The sequence below is a fragment of the Vagococcus silagei genome, from assembly GCF_004795745.1.
In the GTDB taxonomy this organism is placed as follows: Bacteria; Bacillota; Bacilli; order Lactobacillales; family Vagococcaceae; genus Vagococcus; species Vagococcus silagei.
In genome coordinates, this window is sequence record NZ_SDGV01000004.1 from 71,873 (window position 1) to 87,118 (window position 15,246).

Here is a 15,246-nt window from a genome sequence, read left to right on the forward strand (position 1 = left end):
ACCATAACAACTCGAACAAAAAATATTCGTAACTTTTATAAAAACTAGAAATAAATTTAATGCAATTAAAAAAAGGAACGATTGTACATTTGAATAAACTATCGTAAAATAGTTAGGTATTTACAAAAAGGAGAATTTTTAAATGACGAAAATAAATTAACAATTATCGTACCTTGCTATAACGAAGAAGAAGTTCTTCCAGAGTCAAGTAAACAAATAAGAGAAATTATTATAGAATTAATTAATGAGAATAAAGTTGCTGAAAATAGCACTATCCTATTTGTTGATGATGGGAGCAAAGACCAAACGTGGAAAATAATTGAAAAATTACATCATGAAGATCCAATCCATTATTCTGGAATCAAATTTAGTCGTCATTTCGGCCATCAAAATGCATTAATCGCTGGTATGACAACTGCTGTGCAAACATCTGATATGATAGTCACAATTGATGCTGACCTCCAAGATGACATTAATGCAATTAAAGAAATGGTAACCAAATATCATGAAGGATTCGAAGTTGTTTATGGTGTAAGAAACAACAGAGATACTAATACTAAGTTCAAGCGTCGGACAGCACTTGCATTTTACTCAATGATGGGAAAAATTGGTGTTAACATGGTGGCAAATCATGCTGACTTTAGATTAATGAGTAAATGCGCTACAAAAACATTACTTTCATTTAAGGAGCAAAATATTTTTCTCCGTGGTCTCGTTCCTTTAGTCGACTATGCTTCTACTGAAGTCTACTATTCTAGAAATAAACGCCTTGCTGGAGAATCAAAATATCCATTGAAAAAAATGATTTCTTTCGCGTTGGAGGGCATCACTTCATTTTCAATAATGTCTATTCGTTTTGTTCGAAATCTTGGTATTTTAACATTTTTCATTGGAATTATTTACTCACTTAATATCTTGTTCCAACATCTCACCGGAAATACTGTTCCTGGATGGTCTTCTTTGACGATGAGTATTTGGATTTCAGGTGGTATTCAACTTGTTTCATTATCTATTATTGGTGAATACATCAGAAATATTTATTCCGAAGTAAAAAAAGACCCCGCTTTATTATTGAAGAAAACTTGTCCGATAAAAATAACAATATTTAACATTTTTTAATTAATAAAATCATTTAACCTTAGAGGTTAGATGTAAAAAAGGAACAAGTGCGTCGAATACGCACTTGTTCCTTTTGATTTATAGCTATTGAATTAAACGTGAATTGGTAAACCTAATGCCAATTCAGCTGTATCCATTACTGCCTCAGCCAATGATGGATGAGAATGGATTGTTAAAGCAATATCCTCTGCATTCATCCCAGCTTCAACTGCTAAGCCAATTTCAGCAATCATATCGCTTGCGCCAACACCGACTACTTGTCCACCAACAACAATGTTATCTTCTTTTGTTGTGACCAAACGTACAAAACCTTCAGTTTGGTTAAGTGATAATGCTCGGCCATTTCCACCTAAAGTGAATTTAGATGCTTTAACGTCTAATCCTGCTTCTTTCGCTTCTTTTTCTGTCATTCCAACAACTGCTAATTCTGGATCAGTAAAAGCTACTGCAGGCATGCCGACATAATCGACTTCAACTGCTTTACCAGAAATTGCTTCTGCGGCGATTTTAGCTTCAAAACTTGCTTTATGAGCAAGTGCAGCACCAGCTACAATGTCACCAATTGCCCAAATACTTGGCACATTTGTACGACCTTGTTTGTCAACATTAACTAAACCACGTTCAGATAACTCAACGCCAGCAATTTCTAAACCTAAATCATCTGTATTAGGACGACGGCCAACTGTTACCATCACGTAATCAGCTTCAATTGTTTCTGTTTTACCATCTGCTTCATAGTGAACAGTTACACTGTCACCATTATCAATTGCTTCTTTAGCCATTGCTTTAGTGACTACTTTGATGCCTTTTTTCTTAAAGTCTGATTCAACAAATTTAACCATATCTTTTTCAAATGTTGGTAAAATTTGAGGAGAACCTTCAAGAATTGTAACTTCGGCACCAAGGTTAGCATAAGCACTTCCTAATTCAGCACCAATGACACCACCACCAACGATGACAAATTTCTTTGGTACTTCTGGTAAGTTTAAGCCACCAGTTGAATCAAGAACGCGACCACCAAATTTGAATCCTTTAATTTCAATTGGTCGACTACCAGTCGCAACAATTGCATTGTTGAATGAATAAGTTTGGGCGCTATCTTCGTTGATGACACGTAATGTGTTTTCATCAACAAAGAATGCTTCACCATTAATAATTTCAACTTTATTTTTCTTTAAGAGGAATTTAACACCTGTCGTTAATTGATTCACGACAACGTTATCTTTCCAATCCTGTGTTTTTGCAAAATCCAATTTAACATTTTCAGCTGTCACACCGAAAACATCACTGTGTTTTGCATCGTGTAATTTATGTCCAGCACTAATTAAAGCTTTTGATGGAATACAGCCAACGTTTAAACAAACGCCACCAATGTATTCGCGCTCGATGATTGCGACTTTTTGCCCCATTTGTGCGGCACGAATTGCTGCTACATATCCACCAGGTCCTGCCCCAATGACGACTGTATCTAATTCTACTGCGAAATCTCCTACTACCATGCGCGTTTCACCTTAACCTTCCATTAATAATAATTCTGGATCTGCCAATAAACGTTTAATATTGTTCATTGCTTTTTGAGCTGTTGCGCCATCGACAACACGGTGGTCAAAACTCATTGATAATTTCATCATACGACCTACTGCTAATTCGCCATCTTCATTGACAACTGGTTGTTGCGTAATTGTACCCACACCTAAAATAACCACTTCTGGGTAGTTGATAACTGGTGTAAACCAACCGCCACCAACTGAACCAATGTTACTAATTGTAACAGTACCGCCACGCATATCGGGAGCTGTTAGCTTACCTTCAATAGCAAGTGCCGCTTTTGCGTTAATTTCATCAGCAATGTCAAACATACCTTTTGTATCTGCTTGTTTGATGTTTGGTACATATAGACCGTGATCTGTATCAGTTGCGATACCAATGTTGTAATAGTTTTTATAGACAATTTCATCTGTCGAATCATCAATAGATGAGTTTAACACTGGGAATTGTTTCATTGTCGCCGTTAATGCTTTTACAACGTATGGTAAGAACGTTAATTTAGTATCACGAGCTGCTGCAACATCTTTAAATTTCTTACGGTGATCCCATAATTTAGAAACCTCTACTTCATCATGTAAAGTAACATGAGGCGCTGTATGTTTGCTATTAACCATTGCTTTTGCAATAGCTTTACGTGTTGGTGTCATTTTTTCTCTAACTTCGGCTTCTGGTGCGCCAACAAATGGTGTTGGTGCTGCAGCTGGAATAGATTTGCTTGTCACAACCTCAATAGCTGGAGCCGCTTCTTTCGTTGTCACAACTTGAATTGAATCTGTGGCAACTGGTGCTGAACCAAAATTATCAATATCAGCTTTTACAACACGTCCACCTTTTCCTGTTGGTGATACTTGTGTAATATCAATGCCTTTTTCACGTGCATATTGACGAACTGAAGGCATCGCTAACACGCGTTTTGAACCATTAGCAGTTGCACTTGACGCACTTGGAGCTGCTGGAGCATCATTACTAACAAGTGTAATCACTTCTGGAGCTTTTGGTGTTTCAACAGCTGGTGCAGTTGCGTCGTTATGTCCTGGTGCATCAATCTCAACTAAGACATCACCTACATTTGCTACTGTACCTTCAGGGACGACAACTTTAACAACTTTCCCTGTCACTGGTGATGGGATTTCTTCAACTGATTTATCATTTTGAACTTCTAAAAGTGTATCATCTTCATTGATTGTATCGCCTTCTTTGACGAACCATTTCATGATTTCGCCTTCTGCAATACCTTCACCAATATCTGGTAATTTAAATTGGAATACACCACCTGTTGCCGGAGTTGCTGTTTCAACAACAATTGCTTCTGGAGCTGCTTCAACAACTTCCGTTTCCTCTTCTTCATGACCTGGTGCGTCAATTTCAACAAGAACATCGCCAACATTTGCAACTGTGCCTTCTGATACGACAACTTTTAAAACTTTTCCTGTCACTGGTGACGGGATTTCTTCAACCGATTTATCATTTTGAACTTCTAAAAGTGTATCATCTTCATTGATTGTATCGCCTTCTTTAACGAACCATTTTACGATTTCGCCTTCTGCAATACCTTCACCAATATCTGGTAATTTAAATTTAAATGCCATGTCTCATACTCTCCTTCTCTTATCTATGTAAGCTAGTCTAAAATTCGTAAACTTCTTTCACTTTTGCTTCGATATCAGATGCATTTGGTAACCAAACATTTTCAGCTTGACCAAATGGGAAAATTGTATCTGGAGCAGAGACTCTTCCGATTGGCGCTTCTAAAGAAAGAACTGCACGCTCAGAAATTTCAGATGCAACTTGAGCGCCTACACCGGCTTGTTTTTGAGCTTCTTGAACGACAATCACACGACCTGTTTTTTCAACAGACGCAACAATTGTATCAACGTCTAATGGCGCAACCGTTCTTAAATCGATGATTTCAACAGAAATGCCTTCTTTTTCTAATTTATCAGCGGCTTTGATTGCTTCACGCACCATCGCACCATAAGTAATAATAGAAACGTCTTTTCCTTCACGAGTTACAGCTGCTTTGTCTAAAGGAACAGTGTAAGCTTCATCTGGAACTTCCTCACGGAATGAACGATATAATTTCATATGTTCTAAGAAAACAACTGGATCGTTATCACGAATCGCTGAAATTAATAATCCCTTAGCATCATATGGGTTACTTGGAATTACCACACGAATACCAGGTGATTGTGCAATTAAACCTTCTAAGTTATCTGAGTGTAATTCAGGAGTATGCACACCGCCACCAAATGGAGCGCGAATTGTAATCGGCATGTTACGTGTACCACTCATACGGTAACGTGTACGTGCCATTTGACCAATAATTTCATCCATTACTTCAAATACGAAACCGAAGAATTGGATTTCAGGTAATGGGCGAAAACCTTCTAATGCTAAACCAAAAGCTAAACCACCAATACCAGATTCTGCTAAAGGTGTATCAAAAACACGGTCAACACCAAATTTTTCTTGCAAACCTTCTGTTGCACGGAATACACCACCGTTATTCCCAACATCTTCACCAAAAACTAATACATCTGGATTAGCTTCTAGTTCTAAAGCTAGTGCGTCTGTAATTGCTTGAATCATTGTTTTTTGTGCCATGATTTATTTCGACTCCTTTGCTTCGTAAATATCAATTTGTTCTTGAATTGTTTTTGGTGTTGCTTCAAACATATTTTTCAAGAAATCAGATACTTTTTGTTTTGGAACTGCATCTGCAGCTTTGATTGCTTCTTTAATTTCTTCTTTTGTTGCTTCAATGATTGCTTCTTCTTTTTCTTCTGACCATAACCCTTTTTCTGTTAAGTAAATACGGAAACGAGTTAACGGATCTTTTGCATGCCACTCATCTTCAACATCTTTAGTACGGTAACGAGTTGGATCGTCCCCTGATAATGTATGTGGGCCATAACGGAATGTTAATGTCTCAATTAAAACGGGACCATTTCCTGCAACTGCCCATTCACGTGCAGCTTGTGTTACTTTGTAAACTGCTAATGGATCCATTCCATCAACTTGAATACTTGGAATACCTGCCGCAATTCCTTTTTGTGCTAATGTTTTAGCAGCTGTTTGCAATTCACGAGGTGTAGAAATTGCGTAGCCATTATTTTGAATGAAGAATACCGCATTTGCTTTATAAGCTCCTGCAAAGTTAATTCCTTCATAAAAATCTCCTTGTGATGAACCGCCATCACCAGTATATGTATAAGCAACATTTGCTTTGCCACGTTTCTTAAGTCCTAATGCTACTCCTGCAGCTTGAACGTATTGTGCACCAATAATAATTTGAGGTGGTAAGGCTTTTAATGTTTCTGGGTATTCATTACCAGCAGCATGTCCTCTTGACCATAAAAATGCTTGTGTTAATGGTAAACCATGCTTAATTAATTGTGGAACATCACGATATCCAGGTAATAATACATCCTCTTTATCCATCGCAAATTGACTCGCTAATTGACTTGCTTCTTGTCCAGCAGTTGGGGCGAAGAATCCTAAACGTCCTTGACGGTTTAAAGCAGTTGAACGTTGGTCTAATACGCGTGACCAAACCATGTCTGTCATTAATTGTACTAATTCTTCATCTGATAAATCAGGCATTAAGTCCTCATTTACCACTTTCCCTTTCTCATCTAATACTTGAATTGTTGGAAAGTCTGCATTGATATCTTGTAACAAAGCGTCAAAATCAAGTGGATTAATTTTTTTCTTAGCCATCTTTATTTCACAATCCTCTCTATTAATAAGTAGTGTTGTCGTTCGTTTAAACAGTACAGATAAACTGTATCAGTAATTCTTGTTTCAACACCATTAATTTACCACGTAAAAACCATTAAAGCAAGCGATAAACTCCAAAAACAAATAATTAAACATTGTGCCACACTGTATCACTAGATAGTGAAAAACATCACTATATTTGTGTTTTTGTTAACAAATATAAAATGCTTACATTTGTTAAACATGATAGACAATAATGTGTTAAACTCAACAAAAATATTTCTATTTAATCAAACTCTCATTCATAACTTTATTATTAAAATTATGAAGCCAAAACTTAATTATTTTTTTATTTTCCTCACTTATTACTATACCTTTTAATTAATTTTTTTATCAGACTTTCGTGTCCGATAATCAGACATTTTAAACACTTCATCTCATTATAACGATATAGACAGCGAATAGAACAACTTATCAGGCGATTGTTATATACATAAAACTTATCGCTTACAAGTCTATCCAAACAACAAAAATAAACATTAAAATACTTACTGTTATGTTTTTTATTCATCAAACAGATATGATATACTATACTTTGCTCAAAGAGGAGGTACTGCATGATCAAAAAAATTCTAACCATTGGCGAGTCTTCACCATTAATGACAAAGAGTATTCAAACAGATTTAAAAGTTTTTCAAGACTACTCACATTTTGGGTTTACTACAATTACTTCACTGTCCTTACAAGATGGTCAACAGCATCACGTTGAAACAGACGTCTTCGAAGCACAGATTGAAACAGTATTAGCCGGTGGTCATTTAGACGGGATTTTGATTAACTCAATTGCATCAAAAAATCACTTACAGACACTCATTAATTTAATTGAAGAACAAAAAAATGTTTTTAGTGTTTTAGATTTGCAAAACAACGATAATATAATTAATTCAACTGAACCAGTTAAAAAGAAACTTAGACAACTCATAGAACTAGTTGACATTATAATTTGTGATTGGGATATTCTTAACCCACTATATTTTAATGTCGAAAGCCCGACACAAAGAGATTTAAAAATGAGAATGCAAGATTTTAATCGCACTGGTGTTAAACAGCTGCTCATTAAAAACATCTCATTAAAAGATTTCACACCAAATATGGGCCTATTAAAAACAGATAATCTATTGATAATTTACGATCAACAAGATAATATATCTTTTTCAAAACCAACATTTGGTGCATCATTAATTAGCAACTGTTTATTAGATCAAACTATTTCCAGTGCAATTTCAAATAGTTTACAATACGTTAACCAGTTAAATTAGCGTTCTGTTTCAATCACCATTGATATTCCTTGGCCACCTCCAATACAAAGCGTTGCAAGTCCTGTTGTTTCATTTCGTTGCATTAGCTCGTGAATCAAAGAGACTAGAATACGAGCACCACTTGCACCAATAGGATGGCCCAAGGCAATTGCTCCACCATTAACATTTACAAGCTCAGGATTTAAACCCAACTCTTTAGATACACAGAGTGCCTGTGCTGCGAATGCTTCATTTGACTCAATCAGATCTAAATCAGAAACTGTTAAGGCAGCCTTTTTTAAGGCTTTTTTTGTTGCTTCAATTGGACCCATTCCCATTAATTCAGGTGAAACACCGGCTGAAGCCCATGATTTAATAGTTGCTAAAATAGGCATTTTTAATAACTCTGCTTTTTCACGACTCATTAAAATTACAGTCGCTGCTCCGTCATTCATTCCAGACGCGTTCCCCGCTGTAACAGTCCCATCCTTTTTGAAAGCTGGTTTCAATTTAGCCAACTGTTCTAGACTACTATTTGCTCTAGGATATTCATCGACATCAAAATATCCTGTTGAAACAAGTTTTTCGTTCACTTTAATTGGAACTATTTCATCTTTAAAGCGATCTATTTCTATTGCGTGTTTAGCTTTAATTTGACTATTTAAAGCAAACGTATCTTGTTCCTTGCGATCAATGCCAAATTTTTCGGCAATATTTTCGGCAGTAATACCCATATGCTCACCAGAAAAAGCGTCAGTCAGCCCATCTTGTAGCATCAAGTCTTGCATGTTTAAATTACCCATTGCTTTTCCTTTTCGCACGCCGTATGTAACGTGTGGGGCCTGACTCATATTTTCCACACCGCCAGCAACGACAACTTCATGTTCACCTGTCATAATCGCTTGCGTCCCTAAAATAATAGCCTTTAAACCTGATCCACATACTTTATTTACAACATAAGCTGATGTTTCAATTGGTAAATTCGCTTTTACAGCAACTTGCCTGGCAAGATTTTGACCTAATCCGGCTCCTAAAACGTTACCTAAAATAACCTCATCAACTTCTTCCGGTTCTAATCTTAATGTACTAATTTGATTTTCTATAAGCTGTGCTGCTAAATCAATAGCTGACGTCTGACTCAGCGACCCTCCAAATTTTCCAATCGCACTTCTTTTCGCTGAAACAATAACAACATCTTGCATAATTTTTCCTCCAGTTTCTTGACTCAATATATAGTAAATATGACGAATTTTCTTAAATTTTGCAAGCTTTCTACCAAAGTTTAATAATAGTTTATCTTTTATAAAAAAAACGTGTAGATTAAGAGATAATTCTCTTTTTCTACACGTTTCTAAATTAATTGAATTAGATTTTTAAGAAGCGGCGCATTGAGAAGACTGATCCTACCGATCCAATGACAACACCAATTAAAATTAAAATGACATTCAATTGCAACACAAGTGTTGTTGGGCGAATTAAGTCGTAACTTGACATGTTCTTCGCGAAAATAAAGTAAACTTGTGAATAACCAAATGATAATAAAACAAGTGGGATAATTGATCCTAGCACACCAATAAAGGCACCTTCTAAAAAGAATGGCCAGCGGATATATCCATTTTTCGCACCAACGAGGCGCATAATTTGAATTTCTCGTTTTCTTGAAATAATCGTAATTCTAATTGTATTAGAAATCAAGAAAATAGCGACTACAATTAGGAAAACACCTGCAATCGTTCCCCATAATTTAACATTTTTTGCCATCGTAAAGAGTTTTTCTGATTTTTTACCACCATAATCCGCTTTATCAACATTGGCAAGGTTCTGAACTTCTCTTTGAATTGTTTTAATGTCTTCTGTATCTTTTGGTGTTACTACATAAACATCATAAAGTGGATTATCATCACCATCAAATAATTTCCAAGTATCACCAAGTTTTTCAGTTAATTTTTTATATTCTGTTTCTTTACTAGAAAATGTTACTTTATCGACACCTTTAATCTCACTTAGTTCTTTACCAAGTTTTTGAGTATCTTCATCTGAAGTACCAATTTCTACAAAGACCGAAACATCAACATTATCCTTGATATCAACAGCAATTTTACTTACATTTAAAATGATTGCTAAAAAGACACCAACTAGAGTTAAAGTAATCGTAACCGCACTGACAGACGCAACCGTCATCCAGCCGTTACGTTTTAAGTTTTTAAGCGCACTCCCAATATGTCTAAAAAAGTTTCTAATCATCGTATCCATAATCCCCCTCATCTTGGTCCCTTGTAATACGGCCATTTTCAATTGCAAGCACACGGTGACGAATTGTATTTACAATTGTACTATTATGAGTAGCCATCACAATTGTTGTGCCTTGGCCATTGATACGTTCTAATAACTCCATAATTTCCCATGAGTTTTCTGGATCTAAGTTACCCGTTGGTTCGTCGGCGATTAACACTTTAGGTGTATTTACAATTGCTCTTGCAATTGCAACACGTTGTTGTTCCCCACCAGATAATTCACTTGGGAAAACGCGAACTTTGTGTTTCAGACCTACTAAGGATAAAACTTCCATCACACGTTTTTTTACTTCTCTAGGTTTTTTACCGATAACTTGCATTGCATATGCAACATTTTCATACACGGTTTTATGTGTTAATAATTTGTAATCTTGGAAAACAATTCCGATTTCACGTCGTAAATACGGAATATTTCGGTTTCTTATCGTTAATAAGTCGTAACCACACACACTTAATGAGCCTTTTGTTGCTCTTTCTTCACGGTACATTAATTTTATAAAAGTAGATTTACCGGCACCACTAGGGCCTACTACATAAACAAAATCACCTTGATTAATGTTTACCGTAACATTGCGCAAAGCAGTCGTACCGTTCGAATATTTTTTGGTTACTTTTTTCATTTCAATCATAGATATTCTCCCCGACTATATATTTTTTTATGCTTCGTTATATCTTATCCAGTATAACATGGATATATGTCTGATTTAATAGTTAATCTTTACAATTTCATTTCAATTCAGAAAAGTTACTGTTAAGATTGTCGTTAAATTTGTTTCCAGCGTAAATATGCATCAATAAATCCATCCAAATCACCGTCCATCACTGGATCAGTGTTGCCAACTTCAAAATGAGTACGATGGTCTTTAACCATTGAATATGGATGAAAAACATAGGATCTAATTTGCGAACCCCAACCAATTTCCATCTGTTCTCCACGAAGTTCAGCCGCTTCTTGCTCTTTTTTCTCAATTTCTAATTGATATAATTTAGATTTTAACATGGACATCGCTTGTTCTCTGTTTTTAAGTTGCGAACGTTGGGCTTGACTTGCTACAATCACACCCGTTGGTATATGAGTAATTCTGACAGCAGATTCGGTTTTATTGACATGTTGTCCACCAGCACCACTCGCACGATAAGTATCAACTTTTAAATCATCTGTTTTAATTTCAATTTCAATATTATCTGACAATTCCGGCATCACATCCACAGAACAAAAAGAAGTATGACGGCGACTATTGGAATCGAATGGTGAAATACGAACCAAACGATGCACACCTTTTTCTGACTTCAAATAGCCATAAGCATTATAACCTTTTATCAATAATGTAACACTTTTAATACCTGCTTCATCTCCTGCAAGATAATCTAATGTTTCAACTTTAAAACCTTTCTTATCCGCCCATCGCTGATACATTCTTAAGAGCATACTGCCCCAATCCTGCGATTCTGTTCCGCCAGCTCCAGGGTGTAATTCAATTATTGCATTGCTCTTATCATAAGGTTCGCTTAATAATTGTGTCAATTCATACGCTTCAATCGTTTGATTGAACGCTTGAATATATTGTTCTAATTCAGTTTGTAACTCAGCATCTTCTTCTTCTTGAAGCATTTCTTGCAACTCTAAAAGCTCTTCAAGTTGTTTTTCGATTGCTTTAAATGATTCATACGTTGCTTTTACCTGATTTGAATTTTCAATGAAAGCTTGAGCTTCTTCAGGGTTATCCCAAAACTCAGGTTCTGACATCTGATAATCAATCTCTGCCACTTGTTCTTCAAGTATCTCTAAGTCAAAGAGACCTCCTGAAATTTGCGATTTTTGTTGAAAACTTATCTAAATACTGTTGAATTTCATAATTTTCCAAAGTATTCATCCTTTCTGTTATTAAAAAAGGAAAACGACTCAGATTAACTAAGTCGTATGCCCTTTTTATTCTGGTTTACCATGACAATTTTTATACTTTTTACCACTACCACATGGACACATATCATTTCGACCAATTTTTTCTTCAACCTTAACTGGTTTTTTCTTTTGATCACTTGATACTTGTCCCTGTTCTTCAGTTGGACGAGTTGGTTCACCTTGGCTCACTTGTTCTCTTTGAACGTTTTGACGCATTTCTGATTTCATGAAGAGACGAGTCACTTCATATTCAATCGCACCAACCATTTCAACGAACATTTGGTAGCCTTCTGTTTGATAATCAACTAACGGATTATTTTGACCATAAGCTCTTAAACCAATTGATTCTCTTAATTGATCCATTGCATCAATATGATCAGTCCATTTCATATCAACTACTCTTAGAATAACTACTTTTTGGAATTCTAATAATTGTTCTTCACTGTTTAAAATTTCAACTTTTTCATCATAAATCGTTTTTGCCTTTTCATAGATGAATTTTTTTATTTCTTCTGCTGTTTTACCTTTGAAGTCTTCTACAGTAATAGCATCTTCATGTGTAATGGCAGCACCCACAAAGTCTACTAAACCAACTAGGTTCCAATCAGCTTGTTCACCTTGAGTATGGCCATCAACATAACGGCCAATCGTACGCTCAACCATACCTAAAAGAACTTCTTCTAAATTAGCTTCTGCTGTAATCACTTGGTTCCGTTGTTTATAGATGACTTCACGTTGTTCACGCATCACGTCATCATATTGTAAGACGTTCTTACGAGTATCGTAGTTATTACCTTCAACTCGTTTTTGTGCACCTTCAACTTGTTTAGATAACATTTTACTTTGAATAACAGCATCTTCATCTTCTAAACTCATACGATCTAAGAAGGCTTTAATTCTTTCTGATCCGAATCGTTTCATTAAATCGTCTTCAAGTGAAAGGTAAAATTGAGTTTCACCTGGGTCTCCTTGACGACCAGAACGGCCACGTAATTGGTTATCAATACGACGAGATTCATGTCGCTCTGTACCAATAACAGCTAATCCACCTGCTTCAATGACACCATTCCCTAAACGAATATCGGTACCACGACCAGCCATGTTAGTTGCGATTGTTACCACACCTTTTTGACCAGCATTCATGATAATTTCCGCTTCTTTAAAGTGATTTTTCGCATTTAACACTTCATGCGGAATTTTAGCTTTTGTTAACATATCAGATAATAATTCTGATGTTTCAACAGCTACAGTACCAACCAAAACTGGTTGACCTTTTAAGTGACGTTCTTTGATGTCCTCAACAACGGCATTAAACTTGCTGCCTAAGTTTGGATATAAAAGATCCGGGCGGTCAATTCTAGCAATGTCACGGTTTGTTGGAATTTGAATAACTTGCATGTTATAGATTTCTCTAAATTCTTCTTCTTCCGTTTTGGCAGTACCGGTCATACCCGATAATTTTTTATACATACGGAAATAGTTTTGGAACGTAATATTTGCTAAAGTTTTTGTTTCGTCCTCAATTTCAACGCCTTCTTTAGCTTCAATCGCTTGGTGAAGACCGTCAGAATAACGACGTCCATCCATAATACGACCAGTAAATTGGTCAACAATCATTACTTTACCTTCTTGAACTACATAATCAATATCATTAATCATAATATAGTTCGCACGTAATGATTGATCTAAATAATGCGTTAAAGAAGTGTTTGCAATATCATACAGGTTATCTAAATTGAAATGTTTTTCTGCTTTAGAAATACCTTCTTCAGTTAATGAAATTGTTTTTGATTGAATATCAATTTTGTAATCTTCTTCCTCAGTTAACTCTTTAATAAAGTTATCTGCACGATTGTACATTGCTGTTGATTTTTCAGCTTGTCCTGAAATAATTAATGGTGTTCTCGCTTCATCGATTAAAATTGAATCGACTTCATCGACAACCGCAAAGTTTAACGGACGTTGTACCATTTGGTCACGGTAAACAACCATGTTATCTCTTAAATAGTCAAATCCTAGCTCATTATTTGTTGAATATGTGATATCGCAGTTGTAAGCAAGTCTCTTTTCTTCTGAGTCTTTTGAATTGATGTTTAAACCAACTGTTAAGCCTAGGAAATTATATAACTCACCCATTTCGTTAGCATCACGTGTTGCTAAGTATTCGTTAACTGTAACAACATGAACACCTTCGCCTGAAATCGCATTTAAGTAAACTGGCATTGTCGCTGTTAACGTTTTACCTTCACCAGTTTTCATTTCTGGAATGTTACCGTCATGAAGCACGATACCACCCATTAACTGTACTTTATATGGGAATAGCCCTAACACACGTTTAGCAGCTTCACGTACAACAGCAAAAGCTTCAGGTAAAAGTTCATCTAACGTTTCACCTTTTTGATAACGTGCTTTAAATTCTTCAGTTTTCGCTTGTAATTCTTCATCACTTAATTTTTCAATATCACCTTTTAAGAGATCAATTTGATCTGCGATACTCCCTAATCTTTTCAACTCTTTTTTATCATTTTCAATTAATTTCTTTAAAAAATTTGCCATTTGTCTAAATCCTACCCTCTCATCAGTATTCTCTTATTTATTATAATGAGGCTATCTTATACATTTTAGCATTACTTATTAAAAAATTAAACCAATTATTCATAAAAGTTCGATAAAATGTTATAAAAGTAATGAAAACCCATGAAATATCATGGGTTTTCATTACTTTTTAATTTTTTAATTTGTTTCAATCAAACCATATTTACCATCTTTACGACGATAAACAATACTTGAACCATTTGTTTCCGCATCTTCAAAGATGAAGAAGTTATGACCTAGCATGTTCATTTGAAGAACTGCTTCTTCACTATCCATTGGTTTCAATGAGAGACGTTTTGTACGAACGATTTCTAAATCTGGCTCTTCATGATTATCAATTTCTGGAATTGATACAAGAGGTGCCTCGTCAGTAACTTGTCTTGATTTACGGTTTATTTTAGTTTTATATTTTCTGATTTGACGTTCTAATTTGTCAGCTACTAAATCCACACTCGCATATAAATCAGGTGAAGTTTCTTCCGCTCTTAACACTAAGTATGGAAGTGGAATTGTTACTTCAACTTTTGCAGTTTTATCTGAATAAACTTTTAAATTTACATGTGCTGTAGATTCTGGTGCATCTTGGAAATAACGTTCAAGTTTCCCAATCTTTTTCTCTACATAATCTCTAATTGCTTGAGTAACTTCAATATTTTCTCCACGTACATTATATCTAAACATATTAATTGCCCCTTTCGCCTACCTAATCAGTAAAAGAAATAAAGGAAGGACCACTCTTACCTACTATTTCTTTTCACTTACATTATAA

General features: G+C 35.4%; 11 protein-coding genes and 1 pseudogene. 2 read left to right on the forward strand and 10 right to left on the reverse strand.

The genetic code is table 11. The annotated features are described in order from the left end of the window. Window positions 1-108: 108 nt before the first annotated feature. A pseudogene (locus ESZ54_RS01825) lies at window positions 109-1,109 on the forward strand (glycosyltransferase family 2 protein). Between the two features lie 102 nt (window positions 1,110-1,211). On the opposite strand, the gene lpdA reads toward ESZ54_RS01825, so the two are convergent. Genes lpdA through pdhA form a run of 4 tightly spaced genes read right to left on the reverse strand, consistent with a single transcriptional unit; the run spans window position 1,212 to window position 6,387 of the window. Next, window positions 1,212-2,618, reverse strand: coding sequence for a dihydrolipoyl dehydrogenase (lpdA, locus tag ESZ54_RS01830; RefSeq protein WP_136135970.1), 1,407 nt, complete (start codon window positions 2,616-2,618; stop codon window positions 1,212-1,214). A 12-nt stretch (window positions 2,619-2,630) separates the two neighbouring features. Next, window positions 2,631-4,256, reverse strand: a complete 1,626-nt coding sequence (locus ESZ54_RS01835; RefSeq protein ID WP_136135971.1) for a dihydrolipoyllysine-residue acetyltransferase — start codon at window positions 4,254-4,256, stop codon at window positions 2,631-2,633. Between the two features lie 37 nt (window positions 4,257-4,293). Beyond that, on the reverse strand, window positions 4,294-5,271 hold the full coding sequence (locus ESZ54_RS01840) for an alpha-ketoacid dehydrogenase subunit beta (protein ID WP_136135972.1): 978 nt from the start codon (window positions 5,269-5,271) through the stop codon (window positions 4,294-4,296). 3 nt (window positions 5,272-5,274) lie between these two features. Beyond that, complete coding sequence (gene pdhA, locus ESZ54_RS01845; protein WP_136135973.1) at window positions 5,275-6,387, reverse strand: pyruvate dehydrogenase (acetyl-transferring) E1 component subunit alpha; 1,113 nt, start codon at window positions 6,385-6,387, stop codon at window positions 5,275-5,277. 617 nt (window positions 6,388-7,004) lie between these two features. Here pdhA and ESZ54_RS01850 point away from each other — a divergent pair. Beyond that, window positions 7,005-7,706 (forward strand): bifunctional hydroxymethylpyrimidine kinase/phosphomethylpyrimidine kinase, encoded by a 702-nt coding sequence (locus ESZ54_RS01850; RefSeq protein WP_136135974.1) that lies wholly within the window; start codon window positions 7,005-7,007, stop codon window positions 7,704-7,706. Here the strand turns inward: ESZ54_RS01850 and ESZ54_RS01855 are convergent. The 6 genes from ESZ54_RS01855 to hpf form a co-directional block, all read right to left on the reverse strand. Further along, window positions 7,703-8,887 carry an acetyl-CoA C-acetyltransferase gene (locus tag ESZ54_RS01855; RefSeq protein ID WP_136135975.1) on the reverse strand — a complete coding sequence of 395 codons (1,185 nt, stop codon included), beginning with the start codon at window positions 8,885-8,887 and terminating at the stop codon, window positions 7,703-7,705. The genes ESZ54_RS01850 and ESZ54_RS01855 overlap by 4 nt on opposite strands. Window positions 8,888-9,050: 163 nt before the next feature. Next, a complete protein-coding gene (gene ftsX / locus ESZ54_RS01860; RefSeq protein ID WP_136136145.1) occupies window positions 9,051-9,929 on the reverse strand; it encodes a permease-like cell division protein FtsX in 879 nt (292 codons plus the stop codon). Then, entirely contained in the window at window positions 9,922-10,608 is a 687-nt protein-coding gene (ftsE, locus tag ESZ54_RS01865; RefSeq protein WP_136135976.1) for a cell division ATP-binding protein FtsE, read from the reverse strand. Before ftsE ends, ftsX begins: the two co-directional genes overlap by 8 nt. 134 nt (window positions 10,609-10,742) lie before the next feature. Continuing rightward, window positions 10,743-11,844, reverse strand: a protein-coding gene (gene prfB / locus ESZ54_RS01870) for a peptide chain release factor 2 (protein ID WP_204249497.1) whose coding sequence is annotated in 2 segments (ribosomal slippage) — window positions 10,743-11,771 and window positions 11,773-11,844 — 1,101 coding nt in all. Because the reading frame shifts where the segments join, the coding sequence is not laid out codon by codon here. Between the two features lie 65 nt (window positions 11,845-11,909). Then, a complete protein-coding gene (gene secA, locus ESZ54_RS01875) occupies window positions 11,910-14,438 on the reverse strand; it encodes a preprotein translocase subunit SecA (protein WP_136135978.1) in 2,529 nt (842 codons plus the stop codon). A gap of 177 nt (window positions 14,439-14,615) precedes the next feature. Beyond that, on the reverse strand, window positions 14,616-15,158 hold the full coding sequence (hpf, locus tag ESZ54_RS01880) for a ribosome hibernation-promoting factor, HPF/YfiA family (protein WP_136135979.1): 543 nt from the start codon (window positions 15,156-15,158) through the stop codon (window positions 14,616-14,618). Between the last annotated feature and the right edge of the window lie 88 nt (window positions 15,159-15,246).

Coding starts and splice junctions, on each gene's coding strand:
- lpdA (WP_136135970.1), bottom strand. CDS start 2,618: ATGGTAGTAGGAGATTTCGCAGTAGAATTAGATACAGTCGTCATTGGG.
- ESZ54_RS01835 (WP_136135971.1), bottom strand. CDS start 4,256: ATGGCATTTAAATTTAAATTACCAGATATTGGTGAAGGTATTGCAGAA.
- ESZ54_RS01840 (WP_136135972.1), bottom strand. CDS start 5,271: ATGGCACAAAAAACAATGATTCAAGCAATTACAGACGCACTAGCTTTA.
- pdhA (WP_136135973.1), bottom strand. CDS start 6,387: ATGGCTAAGAAAAAAATTAATCCACTTGATTTTGACGCTTTGTTACAA.
- ESZ54_RS01850 (WP_136135974.1), top strand. CDS start 7,005: ATGATCAAAAAAATTCTAACCATTGGCGAGTCTTCACCATTAATGACA.
- ESZ54_RS01855 (WP_136135975.1), bottom strand. CDS start 8,887: ATGCAAGATGTTGTTATTGTTTCAGCGAAAAGAAGTGCGATTGGAAAA.
- ftsX (WP_136136145.1), bottom strand. CDS start 9,929: ATGATTAGAAACTTTTTTAGACATATTGGGAGTGCGCTTAAAAACTTA.
- ftsE (WP_136135976.1), bottom strand. CDS start 10,608: ATGATTGAAATGAAAAAAGTAACCAAAAAATATTCGAACGGTACGACT.
- secA (WP_136135978.1), bottom strand. CDS start 14,438: ATGGCAAATTTTTTAAAGAAATTAATTGAAAATGATAAAAAAGAGTTG.
- hpf (WP_136135979.1), bottom strand. CDS start 15,158: ATGTTTAGATATAATGTACGTGGAGAAAATATTGAAGTTACTCAAGCA.